The sequence below is a fragment of the Streptosporangium sp. CA-135522 genome (assembly GCF_050949235.1).
Classification (GTDB): Bacteria; Actinomycetota; Actinomycetes; order Streptosporangiales; family Streptosporangiaceae; genus Streptosporangium.
In genome coordinates this window covers 3,442,155-3,457,214 of sequence record NZ_CP192026.1, presented here as the reverse complement: position 1 = coordinate 3,457,214, position 15,060 = coordinate 3,442,155, and the positions used below count along the sequence as shown (strand labels likewise).

Sequence of the window (15,060 nt, the reverse complement as noted above, 5' to 3'; positions counted from 1 at the left end):
GGAGGAGCCATCCTCGGCCTGATCGAGGACGTGCACGCCCGCGAGTACGTCCGGGTCTATGGGGCGCACCGCGTCCACCTGCAGCTCAAACGCGAGGGCACCGTGGTGGCCCGATGCACTGTCGAGCCTCTCATGCGCGCACACCTGCGCGGGGTCATCCGGGGTCGCAAGCGGCGCACCACGATTTCCGATGATCAGGCACGCCGCCCCGCTGATCTGGTCAAACGCGACTTCACCGCCCTCCGGTACTCTGCTCGTCCGGAAGACCTCGGGGTGGCCCGATCTCGTTGATGTAACCCTGGTGGGACCATTGGGACAGTTGAACGCGGAAGCTGTTGACGTTCTCGATCCCGAGGATGGCGGCCAGCTCGCTCCCTCTCCAGACCCGCCAGGGCTGAGCGGCCAGGAGTTCCAGGACCTTGCCGCACCGGTCGGGACTGGACAAGATCCGGAAGCGGCGGCGGGTTGCTCCAGCGACTCGAGAGTGGCCGCCCTGCCAGTTCGCGCGTCAGGCGACGGGTCATCTGATGCACGGTGGCCCACCAGATCATGGCCTTATGCTGTCCGGACTTACGTTCATAGATCCGCACCAGGCGGCGGTAGCGAGACAGCCAGGCGAATGTTCGTTCTACCACCCACCTGCGGGGCGGCACGACGAAGCCGCCGAGGTCGTCGTTGCGCTTGACGACCGTGACGACCAGGCCAAGAACCCGCTTGGCCCAGGTCACCAACCGCCCGCCGTAACCACCATCGGCCCAGACCAGACTGATGGTGGAGAACTTCTCCCGGCCGAGAGCCCGCAGCCGGGCAGCCTCCGCTGCTTGGTCGTCACCGGCGTACGGTCACAGGTCGAGATGGACGCGGTTCTTCACGGTCTTCACGTCGGGCGTGCAGAGGAACTCCAGATACGGCCCGACGCCCTTGGCCGAGCGCGGCACCGCGTGGTCGTCGGTCACCTCGTGCAGGGTCCAGTCCATCGCCTCGCCGGCGGGGGTCAGCCGGACGCGGCGGCTGGTGCGGTCGAACAGCTGGGCGCATGACGACGACCTTCACTGACCCGTCGTGTAGCGATGGCCACCCAGACGCCAGAGTCAACGAGCTTCCTCACGCCGCTTGCCGCAACCTCGCCCCAGGGCTCCCAGCGCAGCCGTCCCGGCGGCGTCGTCTTGACCAGCGCGATGATCTGCGATCGCTGCTCCTGGGTGATCCGGGGCTTGCGGCCGGGCCCGGGCCGGTCACCGAGCCCGTCCAGGCCCTGAGCGCCACCGAGCCGTGGCCACCCGATATGACAAACTCGCCGTCCGCTACGAGGCCACCGTCATCATCGCCACCATCAACGAGTGGTTGTGACCGTGGAACGCAGATCAGGCAACCGAGCGGATCTTCCCCTCGGTCACCCGACGCAGCGTCGCCGCCAACCGGTCGCGTGCCTCGATCTGGACGGCAATGCGCTCATCAAGGACGGCAAGGCGATCCAGCGCGATCTGAATGCCTCTGTCCGAGGGTGGCACGGCCACCACGTCACCATCCAGGCACGGCAGGAACGCATGGACATCTGCCAGGGTGAGACCAGCGGCCAGCAAATGGCGGATGTTACGGACCCGCACCACCACGTCCTCGTCGTAGATCCGGTAGCCGTTGGGTGCCCGCCTGGAGGTGATCAACCCCTCATTTTCGTAGTGTCGAAGCGCACGCGCGGTCGTGCCCGTGGCCTGCGCCAACTCGCCGATACGCACCGACCTCACCTCCGCCGCCAGTCCTATCACGCGACCACCGCCCCACCGTCCACCGGGAGCACCACTCCCGTGACGAATGAGGCCTGCGGCGAGGCGAGTTGTGTGATCGCCCACGCCACCTCCTCGGGGCGACCGATCCGTCCCAGCGGCGTGTGGGCCATCTGCCACTCCCTGACCGCGGTCATCCGCTCAGGCGACAGCCCTTGATGTTCACCGATCGGGGTATCGATCCCGCCGGGTGCCACCGCGACCACCCGGACCCCGCGTGGCGCCAACTCCACCGCCCAGCTACGGGTGAGCAGTTCCAGGGCGACCTTCGTCGCCGCATACACCGAGTTGCCCGGCCAAGCACGCTGCCCGACCGACGTGCTCACGTTCACAATCACTCCGCCACCAATCTCCAGCGCGGGCAACGCGGCCTGCGCCAGCAGCATCGGCGCAACCAGGTTCGTCGTCATCTGCATTTCGATCAAATCTAGGGTCAGCATCCCGAGCGCCGCGCTGCGAACGATCCCCGCGTTGTTGACCAGCACGTCCAACCGACCGTGTGACTCCATGACGCCGCGCACGATCTCCTCCGCGGCATCCTCGGCGGTGACGTCAGCGATCATCGGATGGATGCTGTCATAGCCGGTCGCGGCCTCCGCCAGCGGCTCCGCCCTGCGGCCCACCGCCACCACCTGCGCGCCTTTGCCCGCGAACATCCGCGCCGTCGCACGGCCGATGCCTGTGCCGGCTCCGGTAACGATAACCACCATGTCCTGCAGTGAGCTGTCCATGCGAGAAATCTTCAGACCATGACGCCAATGACAAGGTCAAGACGACCAACACTTTTCCCGACCGAACTACACATCAGCCACTACCCCAACTTCTGAAACACGCCCTAGCTAGGTGGGTGTTTGATCCCATGAGATAGTGAATCGTCCGATTCGCTTGGTAGCCTGCGCGCCCGGCTTGTGTGCTTTCGATGGATTCCGAAACGGCGGCCTTCGGTGAACGGGCTGCCGAGTGCCGGTCTCATCCAGGAAAATCCTGTCTCATCCCAAGACGTGGCGCCCTGTCCTTACCTGCCGGTGAGGGATGCCATTCGAGGTCTGGGCGGCCGATGTGCCGCACGGTACGCCGGAGGCATGGCCGAGCAGCGCCCCTACCCCAGTGACCTGTCCGACGCCCGCTGGGCGCTCGTCGAGCCGGTGCTGAGCGCCTGGCGCGCCGACCGCCGAGGCAAAGGCCTGGACATCGGGCGGCCGTGTGAACATGACCTGCGCGCCATCCTGAACGCCATCGTCTACGTCGACCGCACCGGCATCGGCCGGCGCTACCTGCCGCACGAGTACCCGCCCCGGCAGAGCATCTACGCACTCCTTCGCCCACTGGCAGAACGACGGCGTCTTCACCCAGCTCAACGGTCTGCTGCGGCGTCTGGCCCGCACCGCAGAAGGCCGGCAGGAGGCCCGGCCACCCCTACCGGGTGGCGTGATCGATCACCAGCCAGACCATCCAGCAGATCCACAAGATGAAGCGGATCACTGCCAGACCGGTCCGTACTCGCTGGTGCCGATCGTTTCGGAGGTGAGGCGCGTCCATCGGGGTGCCTTTGGGCCATCCGGCAGCGCTGACCGGACGTCTTCCGTCAGGGCGATACGCCTCGGACCGCCTCTCCCCGGGGGACACGGTAGAGGGCTGCGCCCGGCACCGGGTCGATCATGCGGGGGCGGGGGTGGGTGTGCACACCTCCGCGTAGCACGAACCTCATCCGCTTGGAGGGAAGCAGCGCTCCCGGTCCGGGGTGGGAGGGCGATGGCGCCGTCTTGTCCGGTCCGGCGGGTTGGCCGCGACCGTCTCACGGGCTGCGCCGGTTCGCGTGGGGGGAGGGGGCATGTGCCCGGTTCGGCCGCAGGACGCCGATCAGGTGGACGGGCTCGGGGGCTGTCGAGGGAAATCTCGCCGACTATGGCTTCTGGCCAAGACGCGCCCTTGACTGCAGCGCCGAAAGCGCGCCGGCGACTCGCGCGGCGTCGATGCTTTCAACGCCCGGGTCAGGAACGCCATTCCATCATCGGAATGCACAGCCCCGTCACGTTCGAAGGCCTCTACCAGCCGTCAGATACCACCGAGTGACCACGCTCAGGTGTCCGTGCAACGGGGGAACCTTACGGAGATCTGTCGGGCAGTGTGGCGGAGGCCTGATCTGGTCGCGCTACGCGTTGACGTCGACGACGGTGCGGCCTCGTATCTGACCGGCCAGTATGCGTTCCGCGGTGTCGAGTGCCTCATCCAAGGTGATGACCGAGGTCATGCGCTCCAGCTTGTCCAGGTCGAGATCGCGGGCCAGTCGTGCCCAGGCATGGATTCGCTGTGCCATGGGGCGTAACGGAATCGATGCCAGCCAGGGTGACGCCGCGCAAGATAAAGGCGCCCTCCTCCCGAGTATGACCCCAGCCGCCAGGTAGCGCTCCTGGACTCAGTAGAGCGGTTGGTGGGACGAAAACGTCCGCTAGGCCCATGCGTGGGGGTCAACCGTGATGGCTGAGGCCGGGATGTGGGAGGGCTTGGCTGTGACTTGCAGCGCTTGATGTCGCATTTTCTGCATCGCTTCGTGTCGTCTGCAGGTGAGGGTTTTGGCTGTGGACGACGGTGCGAGGCATGGGGCCGGATTAGGGACCGGACTGAAGACAGGGCGTTGACCTGAGGATACGGCGTTTTGCGAACGAGGCATTACTCGGATTCTGCCTGGTTGAGACCGTTCCGAAGATCGAAGAATACGCCAAACAGCGATCCCAGAATCACGCCATAGAGCGATGCAAGTCACAGACCCAGCCGCCTTCACCCGTAGGGGTCGAATCAGTCGCGGTCGTCATGCGCGATGTTCCTCACGGAGTTCCTCACGGATGATCGGGGTCGGTCTCGGCATCGTGCTCGTCATCGAAGGCGTGGCCTGAGGTGGCGGCGGGCGACGGCCATGCCGCGGCCGACCTGGCGAACGCGGAGTCAGGCGACGGAGGATTGTTTCAGAGGGGGAGCCCGGTTCGGCGGTGTAGGTGATCAGGCTGATGTTCGGGTCGGCGGTGGAGACGAAGCTTTCGAAGGAGAGGTGGAGCTCGCCGGCCGTGGGGTGGTGCATGTGGTAGTCGCCGTCGGTGCGGTCGGCGACTTGTTGTTCGGCCCAGAGCTTGCGGAACTCGGGGCTGGCGGTGGTGAGTTCGTCGATGAGAGCGGTGAACGCCGGTTCGTCCGGGTGGCGGCCGAGGTCGCGGCGGAGGTAGGCGACGACGTTCCGGGCTTTGACGTCCCAGTTGACGTAGCGGGCGCGCACGTCGGCGTCGAGGAAGGTCAGCCAGGCGGTGTTGCGGTGTTCGGGCGCCATCGTGTCGAGCGGGCCGATCAGTTCGGCGTAGAGCGGGTTCCAGGCCAGGATGTCGGTGCGGCGGCCGACGAGGTACGCCGGGACGTCCGGCATGGCTGCGAGCAGGCGGAGCTGGCCCTGCGTCGGGGTCTGCTTCGCCGGGGCGGGCGGGGTCGCGGGGCGTCGGCCGACGGCGCGGGCGAGGTTGTGGAGGTGGGCGCGTTCGGCGTCGGTCAGGCGCAGGGCGGTGGCGACCGCGTCGACGACGGCGTTGGAGACGGTGTCGGTGCGGCCCTGCTCGAACCGGACGTAGTAGTCGACGCTCACGCCCGCGAGCCGTGCCAGTTCCTCGCGGCGTAGACCGGGGACGCGGCGGCGGTCACCGTAGGTGTCCAGGCCGCTGTCCTCGGGCTTGAGGCGGGCGCGCCGCGAGCGGAGGAATGCGCCGAGTTCTGATCTGCCGTCCACCGTCACCACCTTATGGGGGGTTTGGCAGACCCAGGTTCACGAGTGGGAGGGGTGAGGCTGGCCCTGGGTGGGGGCGCGGCGGGCCAGCAGGATCTCTATCAGAAGGAAGGCGGGCCGCCCGGCCGGCCTCCACTGCAAGGGAGATCCCGTGTTCCACATTGCCGTCAGCTTCGATGTTCCCGCCGAGCGCCGCGCCGAGTTCGTCGCCGCCGCACTGGAGGACGGCCGTAACTCGGCCGCTGATGAGCCGGGTACACGGCGCTTCGAGCTCATCACCGACGCCGACCATCCGAACCGGTTCTACCTGAACGAAGCCTACGACGACGAGGCGGCCTTCGACGTCCACGCTAAGGGCCCGCACTTCGCGCGGTTCTTCGAGATCATCCAGGACTTCGCCGAGGGGCCCACCCGGCTGATCAAGGGCACTCGCGTCGAGGACGACATCACCACCGCCTGAACTCCCAGAAAGGACACTGACATGACCCTTACCGTCATCGCCGCTTTCGAGGCCAAGCTCGGGCGTGAGGACGACCTGCGTACGGCGCTCGAAGCAATGATCGAACCGTCCGTCACCGAGCCAGGGTGCATCGTGTACGAGCCGTACCTCGACCCGAACCGCCCGGAGCGGATGGTGATCGTCGAGGAGTGGGCCGACCAGGCCGCACTTGACCTCCACTTCACGACGCCTCACTTCAAGCATGTCGTCGACGTCCTGGACGAGCTGCTCGCCGCGCCGTTCCAGATCCGGTACCTGACGGACACCGAACGGCCGGCGTGACAACGGGCCCCGGCCCTTCAAGGGGCCGGGGCCCCGTCACCACCAACCGCGACAGCCGATCATCCTCGGCCTCCACCCGGGCACGATCTCCTCCAGTTCGCCGCGCACTGCGATGGCAGCCCCGACGGCGCCCCATTCCAAGCCCCGCGACTACGGGTGCGATCACGTTGCCTACCTACGCACCAAGACCCGGCCGGCCGGCCGCACGCTGCCCGGTCTTCTCACACCGCCGGGGTTAGTGACCGGCCGGGCGGTCGCGTTCGTTGTTGATGCGCAGCGCTTCGGCGAGTTGGTCTTCCAAGATGATGATCCGGCAGGCGGCTTCCACGGGTGTGCCCTGGTCGACGAGTTCCCGGGCACGCGCGGCCAAGCGCAGTTGGTAGCGGGAGTAGCGGCGATGGCTCCCATCCAAGATCGACTACTTCGGGGTCGGCACTTTCACGGGCGCCTACGACGCCGACGGGCAACTCATGGCGCAGGTCCTGCCCGGAGGACTCCTCGCGGCCAGTACCCGAAGAACAACCATGCCGCCGCGCACGGCTGCGGCCCGCCTTCGTACGGCGGGCGGCCCGGGTCGGCGCCGGGCGGCGGCTCTCATGCATCCGTGGCCCAACGGGGAGAGGCATCGGCCCGAGGAGCCGAAGGTTGCGGGTCCGACTCCCGCCGTACATACCACGCGGACGACTGCGCTGCCCGCCTCGGTCGGCCTGCCGCGCCCCTTTCGAAGCTCATGGAGATGAGCGGCCGTCCTGTAAACGGCGAGTAGCCGGTCCGACTCCGACCGAAGGCTCTGTCACCCACGACTGCTTTTGGCTGTTGGCCTCTTGGGCATACGCGCTCGAATCTATGGTCGAACTGCAGGGAAAGATCACGCCAGAGGGCGATCGGCTAGCTTCAGGACCGATGGGCGCTCTGAGCTCCGCTCCCATCCGCGCGAGATCAAAGGTTCAAAACGGGCATTCTTGGATGGGCATGATTCCGCTGCAGGGAATCCGTTCAAGCGGTGAGGACCCTTCGGGCAACTGCCGGGTGATGACTAGACGCTCCCGATGCGGTTCTGCGCCGCCGACACCCCCCTTCCGATTACGGCGGCGAGCGTGGCCCCAAGGACGCTGACGCCCACCAGGGTCAGCCAGATCGCGGCTGCCCCGATGGACAGCAACCCGGAGAGTGCGACCGGAGCGACCGCCCCTGCACCGGTCACGGCGAGTTGGTTGAGGGCCAAGTACCGGCCGCGCAGAGCGTCTGGGGCGCTCTCCGCGGCAACGGTCGAGGTGATGGGGCCGCCGAGGATCTCACCGAAGGTGTAGCAGCCGGTGCCGAGCAACACCACGGCGATCGCGAGGGCCGGCGCAGCCATCTGGTCGGCCGCGAGGAAGAGGAGGTAGCCGGCCGCGAAGAAGGCGTGGCCGGCGATCAGGACGCGGCTGCGGATCCGCCCGCTGAGCCGCCTGACCACGATGCCTTGGATGAAGCCGACCATCAGGGTGTTGAGCGTGAAGACCGCCCCGGCGGTCCAGCCTGGCAATCCCAGGACGTTCACGGCGTAGACCGGTATCGCGATGTTGAGGGCGAACAACGAGAGGGCGAAGCACAGCTGATGCGCGACGAGCGACAGGTATCTACGGTCCCGGAGCACACGCGGCCAGCCTCCAGCAGCATCGTGGCCGGGCTTGGGGCGGGCGTTCGGTACGGCCTGCAGCAGGGCGAACGCGGCGATGTAGGACAGGGCGTTGACGACCACGATCGCGGTGTACCCGCCGTGAGTGCCGATGGTGACGGCAAAGGCGGACAGGAGCCCGCCGAGCGCATAGCCGAGGTTGCGTACCGACCCCAGCAGGCCGAACCAGCGCTCGCGCTGGCCGGGCGCGGCCAGCGCCGTGACGGTCACTCCGTAGCAGCCGAAGAACACCGCCCGGCCGGCACTGTTCAACCAGGCGCACAGGGCGATCTGCCATGTCTGGTCGGCGACGAGGTACCCGGCGAAGCCGAGCGCCTGGGCCAGGTTCGCCGCCTGCAATACCGGCTTGGCGCCGTACCGGTCGACCAGCCCGCCGGATAGCAGGCCCGCAGGGAGCGCCAGCAGCCCGGCCGTCGTCAGCGCCGCTCCCACTTGCACCAACGTGAGAGACGTGGTGGCCAGGAAGTACAGCATCGAAACGGGGATGAAGACGCCGGTGCCGATCGAGTCGATGAGGATCGCCGCGACGAACCGGCGGTGCGAAGCTATCTGGGGATGGGTCGCGCGATCGGAAATGGTCACAGCACGGACGGTATAGAATCTATACCGGTATCTACAACGCTACCGGGAGGCGTGCATGGGCAAGGCATACAACGTCATGGCCGCGACCTGCCCCAGTCGCACCGTCCTGCACCGGATCGGGGCGCGCTGGACGGTGTTCATCGTCAACGCGCTGGACGCCGGCCCGATGCGATTCACTCAACTCAAGGCACATGTACGAGGGATCACGCCAAAGGCGCTCATTGAGACGCTTCGCGCGATGGAGTACGACGGTCTGATCTCCCGCACGGAAATGCCCGCACATCCCCCGCATGTGGAGTACGCCCTCACCGATCTCGGTCGCTCCCTGCTGATCCCGCTACGTGCCGTCCGGGAATGGGCCGAGCGCCACGTCCCCGACATCGAACGCGCCCGCGCGCAAGCTGACGCGCGCCCCCCGCCGACCAGAAACCACCGCGGCGGGCGCCTTGGTGCACCTACGCCAATCGTGGATCGAGATCAAATACCAATGGTCGCTCACCGTCGACCACGCGGAGAAGGCGGCCCTGGGCGACATGCCGGCCACCTGCCCGGCGTTCACTTAGCCTCACCCGGCTGTCAGCGCGGTGTGCTCTGGGCCGCGCTTCACCACGCACGGCCCAGAGCACTGACTCCATTACATCCCCTGAAGCCAGCCCCCAGAGCACTCGAGTTCCTGCCGCGCCTGCCGTTCGGTCTCAACGGCAAGGTTGACCGTCACGTGTTGCCCGCTCCCACGTCGGGCGAGCCCGGCCCGGCGGTGGGGTGTGCGACGACATGGAGAGCGTGTAGGCCGTGGTCCTCAGCCGCGAGCCCACTCGCGGCTTCAGCGCCGACGGGACAGAACCGGCGGTGGCGTGCAACACCGGCAGATGAGGCGCCGTAGCCCTGGGGAGCACTCACCCGACAACTATCCTCCAGCCGTACACCGTGGCCCAGGGTGGGAAGTCGTGCGGCAGGTAGCGCCAGCCGATGCTGGTGCGATCCACGTACACAATCGCATCCATGACGGCGCGCAGGTCGTGCTCGGGTGGGCGGCCGATGTCCAGGCCGCTGCCCCGGCGTTCGGCGCGCCAGGCGCTCAGTACGGGTTCGACGAGCGCCCAGCGTGCGTCGGACAGGTCGCTGGGGTACGGTCGCCGCTCGGTCATGCCTCCGGCGTACTGCACGGTGGACTCGCAGGTCAGCCGAAGGGATCAAACGCCCTCTTAGCTTGTTCTTTAACCCCTGGGGCTGCGGGAGTTGTGCGGGAGGATGAACGCATGCCCCCCAACCCCACTTTTGATGCGGCGAGCGCGCGAGACCGGGAAGCTGTCGAGCGCATCCTCGGTCATCCTCTGAGCCAGTCATGGCCGGCGGATGCGCTGGCCCCCGGAAGCCGGGTCATGGTGCTGCGCGACCCGGCCTGGGACGGGCCATGGCAGATCGAGTTCCTGGGAACGATCGATGCCATGGGCGCGCCTGAGCCCGTTCAGCATCCCCGCGCACACCCTGGGGAATTGAAGTACTGGGTCGCCTTTGATGCCCCTCAGCACGACAGTGATGGGGGCGGGCCTTACCGCAAAGCCCAGATCTGGGGCCGATACCTAAGACCTGAATCAGGTCCCGAGGTAGAGGCATAGGCAACAGAACATTCACTCTGTCCGGTTCCCGAGACGGTGTCTGACCAGGTCAGCGTAATGAGACCGCTGTGGGAACCAATCCGGCCCCACGCCGGGCATGGCTGTCCACAGCCGAAACCTCGGCCTCCGCCCCCACTGCTTGCCATGCGGTCTCCGGCGGACGCAGCCCGTTTCCGCCGTATTCCGGTGGCACCCCTGGGAGACCCTGACGGAGCTCGCCGGCGCGCTCGTCGAACGATCGGCCGACAAGTACGCAGGTTGGGCTGAGGTGGTCATCTTCGCGGCCTGCACTGCTGCCCGGATCGGTGAGGTCTCCGGGTCCGGGCCGGCGACATCAATCGAGACGCATGGACCTGGACCGTGCGCCGGCAGACCACTCCCAGTCCCGGCGGGATCGTGGACAAGGGCACGGAGGGCAAGCGCGCTCGAACTGTGCCGCTCATCGCGGAAGTCCGTGACCTGGTCGCCCGGCGCCTGGTTGTGCTGGGCTCAGATCCGGCTGCGCGTCTGTTCGTCGGTCCCAGGGTGGACGCATCACCACCGCGGTTCTTCGGGACGCCACCCATTGGGATGAGGTGGTGACGAAGCTCGGCTACGAGCATCTCCGTCGCCATGATCTCCGCCATACCGGCCTTACCTGGATGGCCGATGCCGGTGTTCCCGTGCATGTCCTACGGAAGATCGCCGGTCATGGCTCGCTGACGACGACACAGCGATACCTTCACCCGGACGCGCGCTCCATCGCCGATGCCGGGGAGTCGCTGAGCGCCCATCTCGCGGCCCGGCGGTCCCCAGATGGTCCCCGGCTGCGAGCCGTCTAGCTGATCGCGGGCAATGAGAGAATCAAGCAAAAAAGGTCTGTTGATCTGGGATTTCAACCAGACCAACAGACCTTTTCGATCTGTCGGGACGACAGGATTTGAACCTGCGACCCCTTGACCCCCAGGCAAACCGGATGGGGGCGGGACCATGGGCTATACCCGCCCCCACCTGCGCATACGGTCCACGGTAGTCCACCGACGTCCAGCCTTGTCCGGGGTCGTTGTCACTCAGTTGGTCACCCAGAGATTCACCTGTCCGAGCCGGTCAGAGCGCGCTTCCATCCGTACGACCGGCAGCCATGAGCGCCTCCTTCAAGACGACGGCCTGGGGTGACCTGCGCTCGGCGAGCAAGACCGCGACATCGATCAGTTCCTTGCTCGCGTGACGGTTCAGCGCGACGGCATCGGCCACGACGGGAAGACTCACCTGTAGGGCTGCCGCCGCGTCTCCGGCCTCAGCGTGGGCCTTGGCCAGGCACGAGCCGTACCAGGCTCGATCCCGCTTGTAGCTCTCCGGCAGGCCGGACAACCCCTCCGCCAGCAAGTCGATCGCCTTCGGCCAGTTGGCAAGGTGTAGCTCGGTCATGCCGCGTTGGAGGCGAAACCACGTCTCGTCGTAGAAGTACATCCACACCGGCTCGTCGTCGGCATGCTCGGCGGCCTGGCGGATCAGTGCCTCGGCCTCGTCCAGCAGCGTGCGGGCGGGCCTGGCATCACCAGCGAGCGCGTGACCTCGGGCGGCCATCTGGGCGGCCATCCCCCGCACGCCGGGTGTGACCTGGCCGTCGTGCCAGCGTGCCGCGACGGCGAGCCGTACGCATCTGCGGGCGTTGCCCGCGCTCCATGCCTGGTGGGCTTTCATGCTGAGTGTGGTGGTGGCCATGTTCACGTCGCCGATCTCCAGTGCCCAGTCATGGGCGCGGTCGTACCAGGCGAGCGCGGCGGCCTGGTCATCGACGTCCAGAGACATCCACGCGACGAATTGGGCGTACTGCGCAGCCAGGTCGACCACCGTGTCGGCAAGCAAACCGCGAGCGTGCTGGGCCAGCTCGACCACCACGCCGAGCTGCTGGCGCACGATCCCGAGCAACGGACGGGAGCCGATGGTGTCCTCGACCTTGCGGTGTTCGGCCAAGCAGGTCTCCAGCCACTCCACGGTCTGCTGATCGACCCGGCTGGGCCGCTGGAGGGTGCGGGTGATCCGTTCGAACAGGTCCGCGTCGGGCGCGATGGTCGGCAACGGCAACGCGGGGATCGGAACGCTCAAAACCTCGGCGGGCGTGCGGTCCCGAACCATCTGCCGATCGCCGAACAGCTCGGCCTCGTCGATGCCGAACGCACGGCAGTACAGGACGCGGTAGGGGTCTTTGGGCTGGTGTCTGCCTGCCTCCCAGTCCTTGATCATGCGAACCAGGGACTCCCGTTCTGGGAAGCGCTCACGAGTGCGGGCGTCCGCAGCCTCGGTGAGTTGCTTGGCCATGTCCCGCTGCGTCCACAGCCGTTGCCGTCGTTCGGCGCGTAGCCGTACGGCCCAGCCCGGAAGATCGCGCATCGCGTACACCTCAGGGGAGAGTCGGGGATCCGCTCGTCTCCCCCAGTCTCCCCTACTCGCACTGTCAGCGGGCGTATCTGCGGCGATGTGATGGAGAGACCGCATAAATGGCGGGACCCGCAGGCGATATCAGCGCCGTACGGGTCCCTTGACCGCACGCTGGAGGTGCGACCCATGGACAACTGTAGGGCTACCCGGCCCAGCGTTGACGAGGCGACGTCGGAGGACCAGGACAAGGCGTTGGCCGTCGTGCAGCGGCTGCTCAAAGAGCGGGGAATCCGCTCCCGATGCCATCACACGATCAGTCTCGGCATGTTCGCCAGCCGCACCGATGAGCTCACCTGGCCCAACCGGCCTGTCCGGTCGTGGCTGGACCGGCACCCGCCCGAGCTGGCCGTCATCGGTCCTCAGGGCGGCCACGACGTCACGGTGACCATGGGTTCGCGTTCGGGCTCCTACCTGGTGTCGCTGCCCAGCACCCCCGACCCGCAGATCGTCAGGAGCGAGCACCCGGAAAAGGTGGTCGCTCTGACAGATCGTCAGGAGCGAGCACCCGGAAAAGGTGGTCGCTCTGATCCTCGCCGCACAGCCGGAGCGAGAGAGCCGGTGAGCACCGAGACTCCACGCGGCAACGGCGCGGTGACCCTGGCCGACCTGAGGACGCGTCACGGGCGGGCTTGGATCGTCTCCGATGCGATCGGGGGTGGCTGGTACGCCGTGCGGCGCGTGATGGTCTCGGCGCACGGAAGTGCGCATGGCCTGTCCGATGTCCGCTGCGGGGCGACCCTCGGCGAGCTGGCGCGCAACCTGGAGGCCGAGACACGGCTTGAGAGTCAGATCTGGATGCGCGCCCCGTCGCAGCGGGCGTCGTAGCCCCTAGACGGGCGTGGCGGCGTGAAGCCAACCGGAGGGACGGCGTCGCCACGCCTTTCAAGGTGCCAGGGGTCAACCGGGTGACTCCTGGCCCATTCCTCCCCCGTCCCCGACAGCTGCCGATCTTCGTGGCCCGATTGAGGGGTCAACTCCGTCTTCGCGTGTCCCCCAGCCCGCTACGTGCACCGTTGATCCCACCCAACGTGCACAGACGGAGTTGACGCCGATTGAGGGACACGAACAATGAGGCGGCGGGGGCGGGGGAGTCACCGGCCTCAACCCTGAAGAACATGAGCGGAGCGGAGACGGCCGGCGCAATGCCGAAGGCACCCCGAAGGGGCCGCGAAGCGGTTGGGCCGGCGGTCGCAGCGGCAGGCGGCAGCGCGCCTCCAGGGCGGCGGGTGCGTTCGGTTCGGCGGGTGCTCAGCGCGGCGGGCGGCGTGGTTTGCCCGTGCGCGCTGGACGGCGCGGGCCGGGACCGGCCGCCAGGGCCGCACGCCCGGCCCGCTGGCCGGTCCGGTGCGGGCGGGCACGCCGCGCCGTACGGCGGCGCGGAGCGCTGCCGCCTTGAACCAGTAAAGAAACTCTGAGCCAATGTTGATCACAGCAGGAGCAGGATCCGGCCGGTGGGCTCTGGATCGGGCTGCTCCGACTGGATCGTGGGGTCGAGGTCTTCGGGCTCCTCGGGGAAGTAGCCGGGGGTCTCGCGGGCGTAGACGGTCTCGATGCGTTCGGCGTCGGCCTTGACCTCGGTCATCTCCAGGGGACGGCCGTCTTTGTCGGCGAGGGTACGGCGGATGATCAGGATGGGACTGCCGACCGACAGGGCCATCAGTTCGCGTTCGTCGGCGTAGGGCATGCGGGCGGTGACGGTGGTCTCCCAGGTGGTGGGGCCGCGCCCGTCGATGATCACGTCACGGAAGGACTGCGGGGCAAGCGCCTGGACGAGGGACGGGTTGATGGTGGGGTCGGGCATGATCTCGGGAATGGTGTAGGAGCTGACATCGATGATCAGGCCGGTGGTGTCGTGCCGCCATCGGCTATAACGACGGAACACCGTGTGGCCAGTACGCAGCCCCAGGGCGGTGGCGATGTCGCGATTGGCGTTGGTGAACTCACTACGGCCGTAGACCTTTTGACCTTCGTCGTCGGAGATGTTGGGGATGGCAAGACGATTCCACCCCCACTGGCGAGCGGTGGGGATGAACTCCGGGTCGGCGATGTCGTGGCGGGGCCATGCGCCCAGCAAGACGGCGTGGCGGTCGGGGACGGCGCGGACGAAGGTGCCGCGTCCGCGTACCACGGTGGCGAGTCCTTCGCCGACGAGGGCTTTGACGGCGTCGCGGACGGTGGGGCGCGAGACGCTGTAGCGGGCCGATAGGGCGGTCTCGCTGGGCAGGGGGGCGCCGGGGGTGTAGCGGCCTTCGAGGATGTCGGCGCGCAGGGATGCGGCGATGACCTCCCAGAGGGGGCGCTGGGCGTCGGCGAAGCGGTCGCGTTCCTCGGGGGTCAGGTCGAGGTCGCTGGGGTCGGGCTCGTACTCGTTGCTGTTCATGGGAACTCCTCCGTATCACTCATACGTTTCTCTTGTACTACAGGTTGAC

At 67.4% G+C, this 15,060-nt stretch carries 14 protein-coding genes, 1 tRNA gene and 5 pseudogenes; 8 read left to right on the top strand and 12 right to left on the bottom strand.

Annotated features, from left to right (window positions below):
• Positions 1–9: 9 nt before the first annotated feature.
• Positions 10–246, top strand: a pseudogene (locus ACQPYK_RS16310) (IS3 family transposase); the annotation flags it as partial.
• Here ACQPYK_RS16310 and ACQPYK_RS16305 read toward each other — a convergent pair.
• The 5 genes and pseudogenes from ACQPYK_RS16305 to ACQPYK_RS16285 form a co-directional block, all read right to left on the bottom strand.
• Entirely contained in the window at positions 195–803 is a 609-nt protein-coding gene (locus ACQPYK_RS16305; RefSeq protein WP_433258816.1) for a transposase, read from the bottom strand. The pseudogene ACQPYK_RS16310 and the gene ACQPYK_RS16305 overlap by 52 nt on opposite strands.
• Before the next feature lie 42 nt (positions 804–845).
• Positions 846–986: pseudogene (locus ACQPYK_RS16300) on the bottom strand (VOC family protein); the annotation flags it as partial.
• A gap of 8 nt (positions 987–994) precedes the next feature.
• Positions 995–1,252 (bottom strand): hypothetical protein, encoded by a 258-nt coding sequence (locus tag ACQPYK_RS16295; protein ID WP_433258815.1) that lies wholly within the window; start codon positions 1,250–1,252, stop codon positions 995–997.
• A gap of 112 nt (positions 1,253–1,364) precedes the next feature.
• Positions 1,365–1,736 carry a MerR family transcriptional regulator gene (locus ACQPYK_RS16290; protein WP_433256073.1) on the bottom strand — a complete coding sequence of 124 codons (372 nt, stop codon included), beginning with the start codon at positions 1,734–1,736 and terminating at the stop codon, positions 1,365–1,367.
• Between the two features lie 26 nt (positions 1,737–1,762).
• A complete protein-coding gene (locus tag ACQPYK_RS16285; protein ID WP_433256072.1) occupies positions 1,763–2,515 on the bottom strand; it encodes an SDR family NAD(P)-dependent oxidoreductase in 753 nt (250 codons plus the stop codon).
• A 351-nt stretch (positions 2,516–2,866) separates the two neighbouring features.
• Between ACQPYK_RS16285 and ACQPYK_RS16280 the strand changes: the two genes are divergently transcribed.
• On the top strand, positions 2,867–3,256 hold the full coding sequence (locus ACQPYK_RS16280) for a transposase (RefSeq protein WP_433256070.1): 390 nt from the start codon (positions 2,867–2,869) through the stop codon (positions 3,254–3,256).
• A gap of 680 nt (positions 3,257–3,936) precedes the next feature.
• Here the strand turns inward: ACQPYK_RS16280 and ACQPYK_RS16275 are convergent.
• Positions 3,937–4,101, bottom strand: a complete 165-nt coding sequence (locus ACQPYK_RS16275; protein ID WP_433256068.1) for a hypothetical protein — start codon at positions 4,099–4,101, stop codon at positions 3,937–3,939.
• A gap of 492 nt (positions 4,102–4,593) precedes the next feature.
• The gene (locus tag ACQPYK_RS16270) at positions 4,594–5,550 is read right to left on the bottom strand and encodes a helix-turn-helix transcriptional regulator (protein ID WP_433256067.1); all 957 of its coding nucleotides are present in this window, start codon (positions 5,548–5,550) and stop codon (positions 4,594–4,596) included.
• A gap of 148 nt (positions 5,551–5,698) precedes the next feature.
• On the opposite strand from ACQPYK_RS16270, the gene ACQPYK_RS16265 reads away from it, so the two are divergent.
• Complete coding sequence (locus ACQPYK_RS16265) at positions 5,699–6,007, top strand: putative quinol monooxygenase (RefSeq protein WP_433256065.1); 309 nt, start codon at positions 5,699–5,701, stop codon at positions 6,005–6,007.
• A gap of 21 nt (positions 6,008–6,028) precedes the next feature.
• Positions 6,029–6,328: a putative quinol monooxygenase gene (locus ACQPYK_RS16260; protein ID WP_433256063.1), complete on the top strand. Its 300-nt coding sequence runs from the start codon at positions 6,029–6,031 to the stop codon at positions 6,326–6,328.
• A gap of 235 nt (positions 6,329–6,563) precedes the next feature.
• Here the strand turns inward: ACQPYK_RS16260 and ACQPYK_RS16255 are convergent.
• A pseudogene (locus tag ACQPYK_RS16255) lies at positions 6,564–6,737 on the bottom strand (MerR family DNA-binding transcriptional regulator); the annotation flags it as partial.
• 195 nt (positions 6,738–6,932) lie between these two features.
• On the opposite strand from ACQPYK_RS16255, the gene ACQPYK_RS16250 reads away from it, so the two are divergent.
• Positions 6,933–7,003, top strand: a tRNA-Leu gene (locus ACQPYK_RS16250).
• Between the two features lie 361 nt (positions 7,004–7,364).
• On the opposite strand, the gene ACQPYK_RS16245 is transcribed toward ACQPYK_RS16250, so the two are convergent.
• Positions 7,365–8,591: an MFS transporter gene (locus ACQPYK_RS16245; protein WP_433256061.1), complete on the bottom strand. Its 1,227-nt coding sequence runs from the start codon at positions 8,589–8,591 to the stop codon at positions 7,365–7,367.
• A 55-nt stretch (positions 8,592–8,646) separates the two neighbouring features.
• On the opposite strand from ACQPYK_RS16245, the pseudogene ACQPYK_RS16240 reads away from it, so the two are divergent.
• Positions 8,647–8,955: pseudogene (locus tag ACQPYK_RS16240) on the top strand (winged helix-turn-helix transcriptional regulator); the annotation flags it as partial.
• Between the two features lie 547 nt (positions 8,956–9,502).
• Here the strand turns inward: ACQPYK_RS16240 and ACQPYK_RS16235 are convergent.
• Positions 9,503–9,739: pseudogene (locus tag ACQPYK_RS16235) on the bottom strand (transposase); the annotation flags it as partial.
• Between the two features lie 1,046 nt (positions 9,740–10,785).
• On the opposite strand from ACQPYK_RS16235, the gene ACQPYK_RS16230 reads away from it, so the two are divergent.
• Positions 10,786–11,031 carry a tyrosine-type recombinase/integrase gene (locus ACQPYK_RS16230; RefSeq protein ID WP_433256059.1) on the top strand — a complete coding sequence of 82 codons (246 nt, stop codon included), beginning with the start codon at positions 10,786–10,788 and terminating at the stop codon, positions 11,029–11,031.
• A gap of 265 nt (positions 11,032–11,296) precedes the next feature.
• Here ACQPYK_RS16230 and ACQPYK_RS16225 read toward each other — a convergent pair whose 3' ends face one another.
• Positions 11,297–12,583 carry an XRE family transcriptional regulator gene (locus ACQPYK_RS16225; RefSeq protein WP_433256057.1) on the bottom strand — a complete coding sequence of 429 codons (1,287 nt, stop codon included), beginning with the start codon at positions 12,581–12,583 and terminating at the stop codon, positions 11,297–11,299.
• 174 nt (positions 12,584–12,757) lie between these two features.
• Between ACQPYK_RS16225 and ACQPYK_RS16220 the strand changes: the two genes are divergently transcribed.
• Positions 12,758–13,456 carry a hypothetical protein gene (locus ACQPYK_RS16220; protein ID WP_433256055.1) on the top strand — a complete coding sequence of 233 codons (699 nt, stop codon included), beginning with the start codon at positions 12,758–12,760 and terminating at the stop codon, positions 13,454–13,456.
• Positions 13,457–14,057: 601 nt separating this feature from the next.
• Here ACQPYK_RS16220 and ACQPYK_RS16215 read toward each other — a convergent pair.
• Positions 14,058–15,011 carry a GntR family transcriptional regulator gene (locus ACQPYK_RS16215; RefSeq protein WP_433256053.1) on the bottom strand — a complete coding sequence of 318 codons (954 nt, stop codon included), beginning with the start codon at positions 15,009–15,011 and terminating at the stop codon, positions 14,058–14,060.
• Positions 15,012–15,060 lie beyond the last annotated feature (49 nt).

What these genes read in the sequence shown, in the direction of transcription:
- ACQPYK_RS16285 (WP_433256072.1), bottom strand. Translation starts at nt 2,515, where the DNA reads ATGGACAGCTCACTGCAGGACATGGTGGTTATCGTTACCGGAGCCGGC.
- ACQPYK_RS16280 (WP_433256070.1), top strand. Translation starts at nt 2,867, where the DNA reads ATGGCCGAGCAGCGCCCCTACCCCAGTGACCTGTCCGACGCCCGCTGG.
- ACQPYK_RS16275 (WP_433256068.1), bottom strand. Translation starts at nt 4,101, where the DNA reads ATGGCACAGCGAATCCATGCCTGGGCACGACTGGCCCGCGATCTCGAC.
- ACQPYK_RS16260 (WP_433256063.1), top strand. Translation starts at nt 6,029, where the DNA reads ATGACCCTTACCGTCATCGCCGCTTTCGAGGCCAAGCTCGGGCGTGAG.
- ACQPYK_RS16225 (WP_433256057.1), bottom strand. Translation starts at nt 12,583, where the DNA reads ATGCGCGATCTTCCGGGCTGGGCCGTACGGCTACGCGCCGAACGACGG.
- ACQPYK_RS16220 (WP_433256055.1), top strand. Translation starts at nt 12,758, where the DNA reads ATGGACAACTGTAGGGCTACCCGGCCCAGCGTTGACGAGGCGACGTCG.
- ACQPYK_RS16215 (WP_433256053.1), bottom strand. Translation starts at nt 15,011, where the DNA reads ATGAACAGCAACGAGTACGAGCCCGACCCCAGCGACCTCGACCTGACC.